Source organism: Pontimicrobium sp. IMCC45349, assembly GCF_047219225.1.
GTDB lineage: Bacteria > Bacteroidota > Bacteroidia > Flavobacteriales > Flavobacteriaceae > IMCC45349.
On sequence record NZ_CP178208.1, the window covers coordinates 3,280,593 to 3,296,979 of the forward strand.

12 protein-coding genes are annotated in these 16,387 nt (G+C 31.5%); 3 read left to right on the forward strand and 9 right to left on the reverse strand.

Annotation, left to right across the window (positions count from 1 at the left end; all coding sequences use genetic code 11):
• Positions 1-60: 60 nt before the first annotated feature.
• From ACLII3_RS15095 to ACLII3_RS15110, 4 genes are read right to left on the reverse strand one after another with little or no spacing between them, the layout of a single operon-like run.
• Positions 61-1,515 (reverse strand): polysaccharide biosynthesis C-terminal domain-containing protein, encoded by a 1,455-nt coding sequence (locus ACLII3_RS15095; protein WP_412985272.1) that lies wholly within the window; start codon positions 1,513-1,515, stop codon positions 61-63.
• Positions 1,515-2,798 carry a glycosyltransferase family 4 protein gene (locus tag ACLII3_RS15100; protein ID WP_412985274.1) on the reverse strand — a complete coding sequence of 428 codons (1,284 nt, stop codon included), beginning with the start codon at positions 2,796-2,798 and terminating at the stop codon, positions 1,515-1,517. The genes ACLII3_RS15095 and ACLII3_RS15100 overlap by 1 nt, the downstream gene beginning before the upstream one ends.
• Positions 2,795-5,215, reverse strand: coding sequence for a YfhO family protein (locus tag ACLII3_RS15105; RefSeq protein ID WP_412985276.1), 2,421 nt, complete (start codon positions 5,213-5,215; stop codon positions 2,795-2,797). The genes ACLII3_RS15100 and ACLII3_RS15105 overlap by 4 nt, the downstream gene beginning before the upstream one ends.
• Before the next feature lie 31 nt (positions 5,216-5,246).
• A complete protein-coding gene (locus ACLII3_RS15110; protein WP_412985278.1) occupies positions 5,247-5,540 on the reverse strand; it encodes a DUF4834 family protein in 294 nt (97 codons plus the stop codon).
• Between the two features lie 183 nt (positions 5,541-5,723).
• Here ACLII3_RS15110 and ACLII3_RS15115 point away from each other — a divergent pair, with 183 nt between their 5' ends.
• Both ACLII3_RS15115 and ACLII3_RS15120 read left to right on the forward strand, forming a co-directional pair.
• Positions 5,724-6,722 (forward strand): transporter, encoded by a 999-nt coding sequence (locus tag ACLII3_RS15115; RefSeq protein WP_412985280.1) that lies wholly within the window; start codon positions 5,724-5,726, stop codon positions 6,720-6,722.
• Positions 6,719-7,837 carry a GTP cyclohydrolase gene (locus tag ACLII3_RS15120; RefSeq protein ID WP_412985282.1) on the forward strand — a complete coding sequence of 373 codons (1,119 nt, stop codon included), beginning with the start codon at positions 6,719-6,721 and terminating at the stop codon, positions 7,835-7,837. The genes ACLII3_RS15115 and ACLII3_RS15120 overlap by 4 nt, the downstream gene beginning before the upstream one ends.
• 51 nt (positions 7,838-7,888) lie before the next feature.
• Here the strand turns inward: ACLII3_RS15120 and ACLII3_RS15125 are convergent, their stop codons facing one another.
• The 3 genes from ACLII3_RS15125 to ACLII3_RS15135 form a co-directional block, all read right to left on the reverse strand.
• Positions 7,889-9,148 carry an aminotransferase class I/II-fold pyridoxal phosphate-dependent enzyme gene (locus ACLII3_RS15125; protein ID WP_412985284.1) on the reverse strand — a complete coding sequence of 420 codons (1,260 nt, stop codon included), beginning with the start codon at positions 9,146-9,148 and terminating at the stop codon, positions 7,889-7,891.
• A 162-nt stretch (positions 9,149-9,310) separates the two neighbouring features.
• Positions 9,311-10,351 carry a PLP-dependent cysteine synthase family protein gene (locus ACLII3_RS15130; RefSeq protein WP_412985286.1) on the reverse strand — a complete coding sequence of 347 codons (1,041 nt, stop codon included), beginning with the start codon at positions 10,349-10,351 and terminating at the stop codon, positions 9,311-9,313.
• Between the two features lie 72 nt (positions 10,352-10,423).
• The gene (locus tag ACLII3_RS15135) at positions 10,424-12,481 is read right to left on the reverse strand and encodes a S9 family peptidase (protein WP_412985288.1); all 2,058 of its coding nucleotides are present in this window, start codon (positions 12,479-12,481) and stop codon (positions 10,424-10,426) included.
• A 75-nt stretch (positions 12,482-12,556) separates the two neighbouring features.
• On the opposite strand from ACLII3_RS15135, the gene ACLII3_RS15140 reads away from it, so the two are divergent.
• Complete coding sequence (locus ACLII3_RS15140; RefSeq protein WP_412985290.1) at positions 12,557-12,880, forward strand: YbaB/EbfC family nucleoid-associated protein; 324 nt, start codon at positions 12,557-12,559, stop codon at positions 12,878-12,880.
• Between the two features lie 47 nt (positions 12,881-12,927).
• Here ACLII3_RS15140 and ACLII3_RS15145 read toward each other — a convergent pair whose 3' ends face one another.
• Together ACLII3_RS15145 and ACLII3_RS15150 are read right to left on the reverse strand one after the other, a co-directional pair.
• Complete coding sequence (locus ACLII3_RS15145) at positions 12,928-13,947, reverse strand: threonine aldolase family protein (protein ID WP_412985292.1); 1,020 nt, start codon at positions 13,945-13,947, stop codon at positions 12,928-12,930.
• Between the two features lie 9 nt (positions 13,948-13,956).
• Positions 13,957-16,374 (reverse strand): zinc-dependent metalloprotease, encoded by a 2,418-nt coding sequence (locus ACLII3_RS15150; protein WP_412985294.1) that lies wholly within the window; start codon positions 16,372-16,374, stop codon positions 13,957-13,959.
• Positions 16,375-16,387: the final 13 nt, after the last annotated feature.

Here is a 16,387-nt window from a genome sequence, read left to right on the forward strand (position 1 = left end):
GGTTGGTTAGTTAGGAATCCTGCAAGTTTAAGCATTAGTGCTCTTGCAGGATTTTTCTTTTTATCGCTTAATTACTTTATTAATAAGCTTAGAAATATCCTCACTAAAATTAAGTCTGTAAATCACCAATGTATAACATAAAGCTATTAGCAACGACTTTAGTGCAATATTCACAAATGCATGAAACGGAAACTCCCAAAAATAAAAGAGTCCTCCTATAAAAGTTATAAGTATTATTGTTTTAAATGTTTCAGCAGAAAAAGGTGTCATTTTAAACTTTAGGTACACAAATGCTACTTTAGCTAAATTATATACTACTATTGAAGTAAAAGTAGCAATAGCTGCACCATTAATACCATATTTTGGAATTAATAATATATTTAAAACCACAGTTGTTATTGCTAAAAAAGCACCTAAAACTAAAACAACTCTGTAATAATCACTATTAAACAAAATGGCATTATTATTACCTATAATATTATCAGACAGTTTTGCTAAACTCACTAGTAATACTACCATTAAAGCACCACTATACTCTGAAGGAATAATGTTATAAAGCTCATTAATATTTAAAATTATAAGCAGAAAGATTAATCCGCTAATAACAAATAGGTTTAAGGAACTTTTTTTATACAGAATAGCTAACTCCTTTGTATTATTTTCGTTTAAAAGCTTAGCAGTAATAGGATTCACTATTTGATGCATAGAGCGTGCAGGTACTCCAATTACTGAAGCTATATAAATGGCTACACCATAAAAGGCGACGTTTTCAATAACTAAAAACTCACCAATCATAAATTTATCTATCTCTAGAATAATACTACCAACAGAACCAGCAATAATGATAAGTAATGTATACTTAATAATTTTTGATAGCTCTGGTACTTTTCCAAAACGAATGATAGGTCTTCTAATACTAAAAGCATAAAAAAGCATTATAATAGTACGTAAACCATAAGCTACCACCAAACCATATATAAACTGGTCAAGTGTAATTAGTTCAAGATAAATACCTAAAATTAAAATCATGGTTGTAATGCGATGAAACACTTCTTTCATAAAGTTTCCAAACACACTTTGTAACTGCACTTTTGCCCAAGCATAAAACACTTCAAAGTAAGATAGGAATACTGCTGCGGCAAATATTAACCATACATAGTCCTCTATAATAGCATTCTTTTTAGAAACAAATGCTACAATAAAATCGTAAGACACATAGCCTATAATTCCTAATGGAATAATTATAAACAAAGGTAAAATGAGCATTAACGTTAAAAAGCTATTAACGTTATTTCGTGTTTTAAATGATGAATAAAACTTAATTAATGTGTTGTGCACTCCTAATGCTAAAATTGGCATCATAACATGTGCAGTAGAGAGTACAAAAGCTGCTAAACCATGGTAGTTATTTGGTAAAAACTTGGTGTATAAAAACAAAACATTAATGGCTCCAATACCAAAACCTAAATAGGTAATGATGGTGTTTTTTAATGATTGATTTTGTACAACTCCCATTATGATTGCAAGATTAAATTTGCTAATTTTTTGGTTAATGCTTTTCTACTATATTGTTGTAATCCTATTGGATGACTTTGTAAACTATTAGACTTAAACGCTTTATAATAGTCCAAAATTGTACGTTTTAAAGCATCGTAATCTGTATAATAAAAGTAAACTCCTGTATTAGTAGTTTTAATAATATGTGCTACATCAGAACCCTGAGGGCCAATAGCAATTATTGGTCTGTGAGACTTCATATATTCAAACAACTTTCCAGGAATGATGCATTTTGTATCTTCTGAGTCTATTTCAATTTGCAATAATACTTGCGATTGTCTTTGGTAGACTATAGCTTCAGTATGCGACACATAGCCAACTAAAGATACATAATCTTTTAGTTGATGTTCCTCAATACTTGCAATTACATCATTACTTACAGCTCCAACAAGTTGTAATTTAAAATCGTTTTTAAAAGATGTGTTTTCTTTTATTAAATCTCGTATAACTTCCCAAAGCACCTTAGGATTTCGTCCAGATAATAACGAACCAATATGTGATAATGTAAAGTGAGTATCCAAACTTATAGCTTCAACTTTTTCATAATCATATCCATTTGTGATTACCGAAATGGGTTTGGAAGTAATAGTTTTGAATTCTTCTTTTGTGACAAAACTTGTAACTATAATTTCATCAGCAGTATTTAAAACCTGAGATTCTAAATCTTTATGCTTTTGATGTGCTTTAGCACTTAATTTTAGTCGTTTATGATAACCTATAGTTGTCCAAGGGTCTCTAAAATCGGCTAACCACTTCACTCCTAGTTTAGATTTTAACTCTAACCCAATTAAATGCAAACTATGTGGTGGTCCAGTTGTAATTATAGTGTCTATAGCATTTTCGGCAATATAATTTTCTAAAAAATGTACTGATGGCTTTATCCAATTTTTACGTGCATCTGGAATAAAAAAGTTACCTCTAATATAAAGTAAAAAGCGCTCAACTATAGATTGTTTTTTCTTTTCTGAAATGATGCCTTTACTAATTGTAGAAGCATGCTTTTTTGAAAACAATTGTGCTAGCTTATAAGGCTCTTTTATAGGATGTTTTAAAATAGTAATATCGTTAGGAATCTCACTAACTAAACTATCATCAACGATAGGATAGCTGGGATTTTCTGGTACATATACAATAGGCTCTACATTATAATCACGAAGGTACTTTACAAATTTTAACCAACGTTGTACTCCAGGACCTCCAGCTGGTGGCCAATAATACGCTATAATGAGTGCTTTTTTCATTTCTTTTTAAACTCCCAAAATAAGCCTCCTAAAAGCAATATGCCAAGTAAAACCGAACTAGCTAAAGCAATACTACTACCAGTTTTTACTACTTGTGGTTCAAACTTAAACTCAATTGTATGCTTTCCATTAGGAATTGGTAATCCTCTTAAAATATAGTTTACACGATAATGTGACACTTCTTGACCATCGATATAAGCTTTCCAACCTTGTCCATAATAGTTTTCTGAAAACACTGCAAAACCTTTGTTTCCATTATAAGAGTCATACTTAATATAATTTGGCTTATAATCTATCACTACAATGGAAGCTGTAGAATCTTTTGCATACTTATTAGCTAAGGCACTTTCCTTAACAAATGGCTTTACATAAACTGCGCTAGATTTTGTATTTAATGTATCCAAAGCCTTTATTTCAGTATTGGCGTCTTCAACTTGTACTAAGTTTTCAATAAACCAAACATTACCATTTGCTTCGTCGTTAGTATAAGGTACTACTTGTCCATCTTCAGCTTGAGCTATAACATACTTAGTGTTAAGCATATTTAAAACACCTAAATGGTTTTGAGATAAATAGAAATCATTTATTTCATTAAAGCGTCTCATTTTTGCAGCATGATAACCATTTAATGAATTATGAAAATAAGATGATCTTGTAGAACCAGTTGTTATATCGTAAACTCTAAAATTAGATTTATCTTTTAAAATCTCCTTATCTGCATCATTAGTTTGGTAAGGTTTATTTACCTGAATAGCAGAAACAAAATTTTCGTTATTTACATAACGTCTATCAACAACTACCAAATCAAATAACAACAGAGCTGTAAAAGCTACCACTACTATTTTTTCAGATAGTTTTTGTTTTAAATAATACCAAATGACTCCTGCAGATAATAACACTAATATTAAAGTACGTAAGGTATCTGTTGTAAATATAGCTGCACGATCTTCTCTAACTGCATCTATAAATTTTTGTCCGTAATTTTGACGGTAAAAACCATCGCTACCTCCAACAAAATCAAACACACCTCCTACTTTTAATAGTAAGAATAAAACAGCTAATCCAGCAGTAATAATAGTTGTAAGTTTTAAAGCTTTAAGCTTTTCTTCTTCCTTATTAAAATCGTTAAACAAGCGTACCAATCCAAAAATTCCTAAAATTGGAATACACAACTCCAAAATTACCTGAATAGAACTTACTGCTCTAAATTTATTGTAAAGTGGGAAATAGTCTATAAATAAATCGGTTAAGAAACCTAAATTCTTACCATACGATAGTAATAAGGACATTACTGTTCCTGCTACTAACCACCATTTTAAACGTCCTTTAACTAAAAACAACGCAAATACAAACAAGAATATAATTACTGCACCTACATAAGCTGGGGCTTCTACAATTGGCTGACTTCCCCAATACATTGGTGCTTCCTTCGATTCGTTTAATGCTTGAATTGACGTTGCACCTAAAGCACGAAAAGCATCATAAGTATTTGAGTCTCTACCAACATCTTCTCTATTCCCTCCTCCCATAAAACGAGGAATAAACAAATTGAAACTCTCTAATTTTCCGTAACTATATTGTGTAATATATTCTCTATCTAGTCCACTAGACGCTTCTTTAGGAGAGCCATCAGCATTTATAGTTAATTCACTTTTGCCACGAGTACTTTCCTTGACATATTCTTGAGTAGCCATAATATTTGTAGCGTTCATACCTATGGCTAATACCACAGCAGCTACTAGAATACCAACAGACTTAAAAAAGTGTGGTAATACCTGCTTTTTATAAGCATCTATTAAATACGCAATTCCTAATACTATCACCAACAACATTAAGTAATAGGTCATTTGAAAATGGTTAGCAACAATTTCCAAAGCCATAGCTACTGCTGTGAGTAAAAATCCTAAAACATATTTTTTACGAAACGTAAGTATGATACCTGATAAAACTAAAGGCATATAAGCTATCGCATGAGCTTTTGAGTTATGACCAACTCCTAAAATAATTATGAGATATGTAGAAAACCCAAACGCTAAAGCTCCAAGTGCAGCAAGTTTAAAATCTACTTTTAAAACCAATAAGAGTATATAAAAACTCAATAAATAAAGAAATAAATAATCGGCTGGTCGCGGTAAAAAACGTAACGACAAGTCTAACTTCTTTATATAGTTATGAGGATACTTAGCACCTAATTGGTAAGTAGGCATACCTCCAAAAGCACTATTTGTCCAATAGGTTTCTTGACCAGTTTGCTCGCGAAAATCGTTTTGCTGCTTAGCCATTCCTATGTATTGAGCAATATCACTTTGATAAATTTCCTGTCCTTTTAAAACAGGATTGAAATATGCTAGAGCTACCACTACAAAACCTATAACAATAAGTATGTGTGGAAGTAATTTTTTAAATGAAAATGTCATGAAATAGTTATGAAAGTATTATTGTAGAAAATTAATCAATTTCTTCGTAATCTACATATTCGCCTACATCTTTATTAGAACTTTTAGTTTTATTAGGCATTTTATCTATAGAAATCTCACCTTCTTTCTTTCTATTTTGTTGCTGTTGTTGGTGTTGCCCAAATTGTTGTCCAAACTGCTGGCCAAAACGTTGCTCTGCTTTTTTTGCGACATATTTCATTAGAAATGGTGCAAATAGTCTTGATAAAATTTTAAGACCATACCAAACCAACATAATTATTAAAATGGTTTTCACTAAACCAACAAGAGATGCGTACTGTGGCATACTAAAAAATATTTTCTCAAAAATACAATTCTTCTATTTTATATAGCGTTTTAACTTCATAAAAAATTAATAAAATTCTTAAAATCTAAACTATTCACACCTACTTGCATTGCATTTTTCCTATTTATTTTATGACAAAAAATGAAAAAAATTGTGTAGGTTTGATAAATAACAAATTCAATAATGAAATCATTTAAAACCTACCTTATTGCTGTTGTAGCTTTAGCCTTTACCTTAGAGAGTTACGCACAATATACCGAAGTTATAAACTCGAATAGACCAGGTGTTTCTAAAAGTGCTTTTTCAGTTGGTACAAACGTAGCACAGTTTGAAGTTGGTCCATATATTTTAAAAGAAGAACGTACACCAGCAACAAGCTATGAAGTATCAGGTTTTGGAGTTGATTTTGCTGCACGCTACGGATTGTTATTTGAAGAATTAGAAATTAATATCGAAGGAACGTTTCAAAGTGATACTAAAAAATATATTTCAAGTATTACATCAGAAGACAAACGCTCAAACTTTAAAAACTTAACTATTGGAGCTAAGTATTTAGTTTACGACCCTTATAAAAACGCTGAGGAAGAACAACCAAACTTATATAGTTACCATGCAAATAGAGGTTTTAAATGGAAAAACTTAATTCCTGCTGTAGCTGTTTATGCAGGTATAAATTATGATACTAAACAAAATCCTTATACTGCTCCAGGAGTTGAAGGTATTAGCCCAAAAGTGATGGTTGCTACTCAAAATAATTTTGCTGGAGGTTGGGTATTAGTTACAAATTTAGCAATGGACAGAATTGGTACTGACCAATCCGATTTTCAATATGTAATTACCTTAACACATTCTTTCAATCCAAAATGGGTTGTTTTTGGTGAAACTCAAGGGGTAAAAAGTGATTTTTATGCCGATAACTTATTTAGATTTGGAGGAGGTTACTTATTAGGTAAGGATTTACAATTAGATACTGCCTTAACTTTTAATACAAAAGATACACCTTCTGTATTTGGTATTAATTTTGGAGCATCATACAGGTTAGATTTTCATGTAGACAAAGAAATTGACAATGGTTCAGATGCTGATGCCGAAGGAGAAAGACGTGCAAGAAAAAAAGGAAAAAAGAAGAAAAAGAGAAAGAAAAAAGAAGACGATTTTAATGATGATGGTTCTGGCTTATGATTACAATTAAAGAAGTCACAACTAAAAGAGAAACCAAAGCCTTTGTAAAATTTCCTTTTAGTCTATATAAAGATTCAAAATATTGGGTACCTCCAATAATTAGTCAAGAAGTTAAAACTTTTGACAAAAACGAAAACCCTGTTTTTAATGATGCCGAAGCTAGACTATTTCTAGCTTATAGAGGTAATACTATAGTTGGTCGTGTAGCTGCAATTATTAACTGGCTTGAAGTTAAAGGTCAAGACTTAAAAAAAATGCGCTTTGGCTGGTTTGATGTTATTGACGACATTGAAGTTACCAAAGCTCTTTTAGATAAAGTACATGAAATTGGTAAGGCTCAAAACCTTGAATATATTGAAGGCCCTGTAGGTTTTTCTAATCTAGATAAAGTTGGTGTATTAACACATGGTTTTGATGAAATTGGTACTATGATAACTTGGTATAATCATCCTTACTACTCAAAACACTTTGAAACTCTTGGTTATAAAGTTGAAAAAGAATATCTAGAGAATAAGCATGCTTTTAGCGATATTACCAAAGATAGTTTTGATAGAATTCAAGCTATTATAAAAAAACGCTATAAGCTAAATGCTCTTAACTTTACAAAAACAAGCGAGGTAATGCCATATACTGATAAGATGTTTGACTTATTTAACGAAAGCTATGCGTCTTTATCTTCTTTTGTTGAAATTACGGATATTCAAAAAGCATATTTTAAAAAGAAGTTTTTAAGCTTTATAAACCCAGAGTATATTAAGTTTGTTACTGATGAAAATGATGATTTGGTTGCTTTTGGAATTGTAATGCCTTCATTTGCTGAAGCGTTACAAAAAATGAACGGACGCATTTTCCCATTTGGTATTAGACATATACTACATGCAAGGAAGCATTGTAAAAAAGTAACGTTTTATTTAATTGGTGTGCATCCAGAATATCAAAATAAAGGTATACATTCAGTAATTTTTAATGAATTTTACAATACGTTTGAAAGTAAAGACATCGTTGAATGTAGAAGAACTCCAGAGCTAGCTGAAAACACAGCTATTCAAAAAATATGGAAAAACTTTAACCCTCAGCTTGTAAAAAAGCGATGTACTTATAGAAAAGATATATAAAAAAAAGCCACTTTTAAAAAAGTGGCTTTTTTATTATTTATGTAAATACGTTTACTCTCCCATTGCAGCAGATACTGCAGCAGATAAACGCTTATAAGTTCCATTTTGTAAACGCTCTCTAATTGCTGAAAACGCATTTAAAGTTTCTTCAACATCTTTTAATGTATGAGATCCTGTTGGTATCATTCTTAGTAAAATTAATCCTTTAGGTATTACAGGGTAAACCACTATAGAACAGAAGATTCCATAATTTTCCCTTAAGTCTTTCACTAATGCCATTGCTTCAGGAATACTCCCTTTTAAGTACACAGGTGTAACACAACTTTGAGTAGTACCAATATCAAATCCACGCTCTTTTAAACCAGACTGTAAAGCATTTACGATAGTCCATAAATTTTCTTTTAATTCTGGCATTGTACGTAACATATCTAATCGTTTTAAAGCACCTTTTACAAGTTGCATTTGTAACGATTTAGCAAACATTTGTGAACGTAAGTTATATTTTAAATAATCAATAATTTCTTGATCTGCAGCAATAAAAGCTCCTGTACTTGCCATAGACTTAGCAAATGTTGCGAAGTACACATCAATATCATCTTGAACACCTTGCTCTTCTCCTGCACCAGCACCAGTTTTACCTAAAGTACCAAAACCATGTGCATCATCAACAAATAGACGGAAATTAAACTTCTTTTTAAGCTCAACTATTTCTTTTAAACGTCCTTGTTCACCACGCATACCAAACACACCTTCCGAAATTACTAAAATTCCTCCTCCAGTTTGCTCAGCCATTTTAGTAGCACGCTCTAAGTTTTTCTCTAAACTATCAACATCGTTATGCTTGTAAGTGAAACGTTTTCCCATATGAAGACGTACACCATCAATAATACATGCATGTGCATCAACATCGTAAACAATGATATCGTCTTTAGAAACAAGTGCGTCAATAGTAGATACCATTCCTTGATATCCAAAGTTTAATAAATAAGCTGCTTCTTTATTTACAAATTCAGCTAATTCATTTTGTAATTGTTCGTGAAGATCTGTATGACCAGACATCATTCTAGCCCCCATAGGATAAGCAGATCCATATTCAGCTGCTGCTTCAGCATCTACTTTTCTAACTTCAGGGTGATTAGCTAATCCTAAATAATCATTAATACTCCAAGTTATTACTTCTTTACCTTGGAATTTCATTCTATTACTAATCTCTCCTTCAAGCTTTGGAAACACAAAATAACCTTCGGCTTGCGAAGCCCATTTGCCTAATGGTCCCTTGTCTCTATAAATCTTATCGAATAAATCCTTCATTAAGTTTTCATCTTAGTTAGTCTGCGCAAAATTATGCAAATTTATTGTTACAACATAATATTTTATTGAACATCTGTACATAAGATATACACATAAAAAAAACCCACAAAAACTCAACTTAGTTATCTGTAGGTTTTTCACCTTTTAAGTCACTAAATATGACTATTTTATATACTGAACAGTTTTTACTGTCTCTTCATTTCTACTATCAAAAAAGCCTTGATCTTCCATCCATTTATCGCTATAAATTTTACTCATATAACGTGATCCATGATCTGGAAAAATTACAACTATTTTATCGCCATCTTTAAACTCACCCTCTTCATTTAATTGCTTGATTGCCTGCATAGCAGCACCACTAGTGTAACCAACAAATAAACCTTCAGTTCTAGCTATTTCACGAGCAGTATGAGCACTTTCTTCATCTGAAACTTTGATGAATTTATCTATCTGATCAAAATCGGTTGCAGTAGGAATTAAGTTTTTACCTAAACCTTCAATTCTGTAAGGGTAAATTTCGTTTTTATCAAACTCACGCGTTTCATGGTACTTTTTTAATACTGAACCATAAGCGTCAACTCCAATAACTTTAATATTTGGATTTTGTTCTTTTAGATACTTTGCAGTTCCAGAAATTGTACCTCCAGTTCCACTACACGCTACTAAATGTGTAATTTCACCATTAGTTTGACTCCATAATTCTGGTCCAGTATTTTTATAATGAGCATCTATATTTAACTCATTAAAATACTGATTAATATATACAGAACCTTCAATTTCTTGGTGTAAGCGTTTAGCAACTTCATAGTAAGATCTAGGGTCGTCTGCACTTACATGTGCAGGACAAACATATACCTTAGCTCCCATTGTGCGAAGCATATCTATCTTATCTGCCGATGACTTAGAACTTACAGCTAAAATACATTCATAGCCTTTAATAACACTTACCATAGCAATACTAAATCCTGTATTTCCAGATGTAGTTTCTATAATGGTGTCTCCAGGTTTAAGAATACCTTTTCTTTCGGCTTCTTCTAAAATGTGAAGTGCTATTCTATCTTTAGTGGAGTGTCCAGGGTTAAAAGCTTCTACCTTTGCTAAGTATTCACCTTTAAACTCTGAAGTAATATTGTTTAACTTAATAAGAGGTGTGTTTCCTACTAGGTCCAACACATTATCAAATACTTGTTTGTTTTTACTCATAAACGTTAGTATGCGTTACTTATTAATTAAAATGTAACCTAAAACCTCGCAAAAATACGAGATTTTTTTTAATTACTCATTAATATGTTCTAAATCTAATAAAAACGCAAATTCTTCGGCATCTTCTTTAATAGCTTCAAACCTTCCCGAAGCACCTCCATGTCCAGCTTCCATGTTTGTTTTAAGCAAAAGAGTGCTACCGTTTTCATTGTAATCTCTCAATTTTGCTATCCATTTAGCTGGTTCCCAATATTGCACTTGCGAATCATGTAAACCAGCAGTTATAAACATGTTAGGAAATGTATCTTTTTTAACATTATCGTAAGGTGAATACGATTTCATATAATCATAATACTCTTTATCATTAGGATTTCCCCATTCATCATACTCTCCTGTTGTTAAAGGAATAGAATCATCAAGCATAGTAGTTACAACATCTACAAAAGGTACTTGAGCAACAACACCATTATACAAATGTGCTGCTTCGTTAATAACGACTCCCATTAATAATCCTCCTGCACTTCCTCCCATTGCATAATGGTGTTTAGGCGAGGTATATTCATTTTCAATTAGAAACTTTGAGCAATCAATAAAATCGGTAAACGTATTCTTTTTTGTTAAAAGTTTTCCATTTTCATACCATTGTCTTCCTAAATATTCGCCTCCTCTAACATGTGCTATGGCATAAACAAAACCTCTATCTAATAAACTTAATCTAATGGTTGAAAAATAAGGATCTATTGTAGAACCATAACTTCCATAAGCATATAACAATAATGGTGTGTTCTTATTTCTTTTTATATTTTTATGATGCACTAAAGAAATTGGAATTTCAGTACCATCTTGAGCAGTAGCCCAAACACGTTCTGACACATAATTTTCTTTATTGAACTTACCTCCTAATACTTCTTGTTCCTTTTTTACGGTTTTAACTTTTGTAACCATATCAAAATCTATAATTGAAGCTGGTGTAGTTAAAGAGTTATAGCCATAACGTAATATAGTAGTGTTAAAATCTATATTAGATGTCGTATATGCAGTATAAGTTTCATTAGTAAAAGGTAAATAATATTCTGTATCACCATTCCAACTTTTGATTCTTATTTTATTTAATCCATTTTCCCTTTCAGATACAACAAGAAAATCTTTAAATATATCTATATCCTCTATAAGAACATTTTCTCTATGTGGTATTACATCTTCCCAAAACTCCTTAGTAGTTTGGTTTTCTAGAGTTTTAACTAATTTAAAATTTGTAGCCTCATCTTTATTTGTTAGTACATAAAAAGCACCATTATAATGGTAGATACTATACTCTAATCCTTTTTCTCTAGGTTGAAAAACTTTAAACTCCTCATCGGGTGTATCTGCATTTAATATTCTAAACTCGGTAGTTAAAGTACTATAACAGGATATAATCAAATATTTTCTTGATTTACTTTTATAAACTGATGTTCCAAAAGTATCATCAGTTTCATGATATACTAATTCATCTTCTGTATTAGCACCTAACTTATGTTTATAGATTTTTTCCGAACGCAGTGTTTTTGTGTTTTTTAATGTATAAAACAGTGTTTTATTATCATTTGCCCAAGTTACCCCACCAGTAGTGTTTTCAATGGTATCATCAAGTTTTTTACCTGATTCAATATCTCTAACATTAATAGTATATTGCCTTCTACCAGTTGTGTCAATACCATAAGACACCAATTTATTATTTGGACTAATACTTATGCCTACTAGTTTAAAGTATGAATATCCTTTAGCCATTTCATTACAATCAAAAAGCAATTCAGATTTTGCATCTAAAGTGTCTTTTTTTCTATAATAAATTGGATAATCTTTTCCTTTTTCAAACTTAACAATATACCAATAGCCATTATATTTATAAGGAACCGACTCATCATCTTCTTTAATCCTAGACTTCATTTCTTCAAATAAAGAATTCTGAAAATCTTTGGTATGAGCTGTCATTTTTGAATAATACTCATTCTCTTCATTCAAATACGAAATAACCTCTTCATTATCTCTATCATTAAGCCAATAATAGTTATCTACACGAACATCGTCATGTTTGATTAGTTCTTTAGGCTGTTTCTTTACCTTAGGTGGAATTATATGCTTGTTCATTAATTGTTCTATTAGCCGCCAAATTTAGAGAAATACTTTTTATACATTTGCGGCATTAACTTAAAATTAAAAAATATGTTTGGAGACTTAATGGGAATGATGGGTAAAATTAAAGAAACTCAAGCAAAAGTTGAAGAAACTAAAAAGCGTTTAGATACTGTTTATATTGATGAACAAAGTAGTGATGGCTTATTAAAAGTATCGCTTACAGCAAATAGAACCATAAAATCTATTACAGTTGCTGATGAACTGTTAGAAGACAAGGAGCAACTAGAGGATTATTTAATTTTAACTTTAAATAAAGCTATTGAAAGCGCTACTAAAGTTAATGAAACCGAATTAGCTGCTGTTGCAAAAGAAGGCATGCCAAACATACCTGGAATGGATATGTTCAAATAATAAAAAAGGGAAGCAAATTGCTTCCCTTTTTTATTATTTGTATGGTTTTAAAAACCATTCAATATTTCTAAAAATCTTTCGTGCATTGCGTTTGTATAATCTAAATGGGTTACAATACGCAGCTTTCCTCCTCCCATTCCAATAATATGAATATTATTTTTTGCCAGTTGTTGCAAAAACTCTTCCTCATCAACATGCGATTCTAATTCAAAAATAACAATATTGGTCTCAATAGGTTCCACTACTTTTATAATAGATAATTCCTGTAAAACACTTCCTATTTCTCTTGCCTTTTTATGATCTTCAGTTAACCTATCAATGTTATTATCCAAAGCATATAATCCAGCTGCTGCTAAGTAACCTACTTGACGCATACCTCCTCCAAAGATTTTCCTAATTCTAATAGCATTTTCCATAATTGCACTATCACCAATTAATACAGAACCTATAGGACAGCCTAATCCTTTACTTAAACATACCGAAATAGTATCAAACATTTTACCATACTGTTTAGGTGTTTCATTAGTTTCTACTAAAGCATTCCATAAACGTGCTCCATCTAAATGATAACCTAAATCATGTTTTTTGCAAACTTCTTTAATCTTCATTAATTCATTAAAATCCCAACAAGCGCCTCCTCCTTTATTGGTAGTATTTTCTACTGCTACCAAACTTGTTAATGGACTATGATAAAAATCTGGAGGATTAATAGATGCTTCAACTTGAGCAGCTGTAAACATACCTCTATGTCCATCAATTAATTTACATGATACACCACTATTAAATGAAGCGCCTCCTCCTTCGTAATTATATATGTGCGCATACTTATCGCATATTACTTGGTCTCCAGGGTTTGTATGCAGTTTAATAGCTGCTTGATTAGCCATACTTCCAGTAGGAAAAAATAAAGCAGTATCTTTTCCAAACATATTAGCCAAACGTGCTTCTAGCTCATTAACTGTTGGATCTTCTTTATATACATCGTCTCCTACTTTTGCAGATAACATAGCATCTAACATGCCCTTTGTTGGCTTAGTAACTGTATCGCTTCTAAGGTCTAATTTCATTTCTATTTTTTAATTTGAAGAATAATTGCAAATATCGCTACCAATAGGTGAACCATCTGGAATTTTAGGTGCATTTTTTAATTTGAACTTTTCTGGATGCTCTTTAAAATCATTAATGATTAGTAAATATTGATAATTAATATCGGATTGATTTCCTCTTGTTGGCATTAAATAACTTTTAATTAAATATCTTAATGAAGCATTAGCTTTAGCTTTGACTTGAAAATAAGATTTATCGTTAACTGCTAAATTCAAAATATATTTTAACACCTCTACGTTAATCATTTGCTGCACTTCACTTAAGTAATCATCTTTATACGTTTTACCAAAAGTGTTATCTATAACATTTTGTAATACTTCATCTAAACCTAATTGGTTAGCATCTATACTTTTTTGTTGTACCAATCTATTAGCACGTTCTGGATGTAATAAATATTTTAAAGTCATTTCGCTAGAAGTAGAAGCTACACTTAACGCATCAAAGCCCATTCCTGTTTTTCCTTTAAACGATTCTCTTGAACGATAATATCCAAAAGCTCTTGGAGGAAATAAACTTAATTTTGCCTTCGGAATTGCTAATGTCTCGGCTGATAAAGTTTGTAGCAAAGAATTAAGTGCTTCTTTTTGTTTATCCGTACTTACATATTTAGTTGTAAACTGTCCATCACCTTTTACAGCATAATTATAATCTAAGCCTCCAACAACTTTAGTAGCTGCTTCTGTTTGGTAACGATGAAAGAAATACAAAGGCACAAATACATCTTCCAATACCGAATATGGTTCATTAGTTTTAATATTATCTACAGAAAATGTTTCCATTGCTCGTTTTCTAACTGCTAATACATTATCTAATTCTTCTGCAGCACTTTTACCATTATCCCAAAGATGTGCTAATGCATGTGCACCTCCAGCAGCTCGTGCATCACTATCGGTTATAAAACGTAAACCCTTTGAGACTGCTCCTTCAAGAATTTTGTTTAACTCAGTAGTTTCATCAGCATCATCAGCAAATTCGCTATAACTATATGCTACAGTTACTTTATCCCATGCTCCAATTCCTGTTGCGTAAGCATTGCTTAAGTCTACTTCTCCATTTTTTAATTCAATTTGAGGATGTGGATAATCCATAACAGACGCTCTATTATTTGTACTTGCAGCAAAATTGTGTGCAAAACCAATAGTATGTCCTACTTCGTGAGCACTTAATTGCCTTATACGTGCTAAAGCCATTTCTAACATTGGTTGGTAATTATCATTACTATTAGCATAAGGTTTATTTAAAAGCGCTTGCGCAATTAAAAAATCTTGACGAATACGTAAACTACCTAAACTAACATGTCCTTTAATAATTTCTCCTGTTCTAGGGTCTACTACACTACCTCCATAACTCCAACCTCTAGTAGAGCGATGTACCCATTGAATTACATTATACCTACAATCCATTGGGTCGGCGTCTGCTGGGAACATTTTTACTTGAAAAGCATCTTTAAATCCAATAGCTTCGTAAGCTTGATTCCACCAACGTGCACCTTCTAATAAACCTGAACGCACAGGCTCAGGTGTTCCTGGATCTAAGTAATAGATAATTGGCTCTACAGCCTCAGATACTGAGGCTTTTGGGTTTTTCTTTTCTAATCGATGACGAATAACAAAACGCTTTTTTATTTGCTCTTGAACTGGTGTTGCATAATCTAAATAAGACATAGATATAGCGCCACTTCTAACATCAAAAGCTCTTGGTTTATAATTACTATCTGGTAACTCTATAAATGAATGATGCTGAATTACAGATACCAATGAAGCTGTTGGTGTAACTGTTCGTAAATTTTTACCTGTTGGGTTTCCTTTAAATGTTAGTAATGCTTCAAACTCAACATTTTTTGGAAATGCTTTTGTACGATTTAAGGACAATGCACTTTTACTAAGATCTACTTTATAAGTTCCCTCTTTTTTACTTTTTAATCGGTTAGCAACACCATGCGCATCCTCCATTAAAAAAGATGTAATATCTATAATGTATTTCCCATCATTTTGTTCAACAATTTTAAAGCCATATAAAACCGATTTTGCAAATGCTTGTTCCATACTTTTACGCTCTAAATCATTATCTGTAATAGCTCTATAATTTTGATTTGGTTGTACCAATAACAACTTATTGCCAGCTTTTTCGAATTTAACAACACGCTCACCTCCTAATTGACCTCTATCTAAACCAATATCGTTAGAACCTACTCCACTTGCCAATGAGTTTATATATAAAAATTCTTTACCTAAATCGTTAACTTCTAAATAAATTTTGTCTTGAGCTTCTTCATAATAAAATTTAAAAAAGCCTTCATAAGCTTTCGTTTTTTTACCTTTTAAAACTTGTGCAAAGGCACCAAATACAACAAAACAAAAAAGAAATGCTAGTGTTATTTTTTTCATAAGAAATTATTTA

Coding starts and splice junctions, on each gene's coding strand:
- ACLII3_RS15095 (WP_412985272.1), bottom strand. CDS start 1,515: ATGGGAGTTGTACAAAATCAATCATTAAAAAACACCATCATTACCTAT.
- ACLII3_RS15100 (WP_412985274.1), bottom strand. CDS start 2,798: ATGAAAAAAGCACTCATTATAGCGTATTATTGGCCACCAGCTGGAGGT.
- ACLII3_RS15105 (WP_412985276.1), bottom strand. CDS start 5,215: ATGACATTTTCATTTAAAAAATTACTTCCACACATACTTATTGTTATA.
- ACLII3_RS15110 (WP_412985278.1), bottom strand. CDS start 5,540: ATGCCACAGTACGCATCTCTTGTTGGTTTAGTGAAAACCATTTTAATA.
- ACLII3_RS15115 (WP_412985280.1), top strand. CDS start 5,724: ATGAAATCATTTAAAACCTACCTTATTGCTGTTGTAGCTTTAGCCTTT.
- ACLII3_RS15120 (WP_412985282.1), top strand. CDS start 6,719: ATGATTACAATTAAAGAAGTCACAACTAAAAGAGAAACCAAAGCCTTT.
- ACLII3_RS15125 (WP_412985284.1), bottom strand. CDS start 9,148: ATGAAGGATTTATTCGATAAGATTTATAGAGACAAGGGACCATTAGGC.
- ACLII3_RS15130 (WP_412985286.1), bottom strand. CDS start 10,351: ATGAGTAAAAACAAACAAGTATTTGATAATGTGTTGGACCTAGTAGGA.
- ACLII3_RS15135 (WP_412985288.1), bottom strand. CDS start 12,481: ATGAACAAGCATATAATTCCACCTAAGGTAAAGAAACAGCCTAAAGAA.
- ACLII3_RS15140 (WP_412985290.1), top strand. CDS start 12,557: ATGTTTGGAGACTTAATGGGAATGATGGGTAAAATTAAAGAAACTCAA.
- ACLII3_RS15145 (WP_412985292.1), bottom strand. CDS start 13,947: ATGAAATTAGACCTTAGAAGCGATACAGTTACTAAGCCAACAAAGGGC.
- ACLII3_RS15150 (WP_412985294.1), bottom strand. CDS start 16,374: ATGAAAAAAATAACACTAGCATTTCTTTTTTGTTTTGTTGTATTTGGT.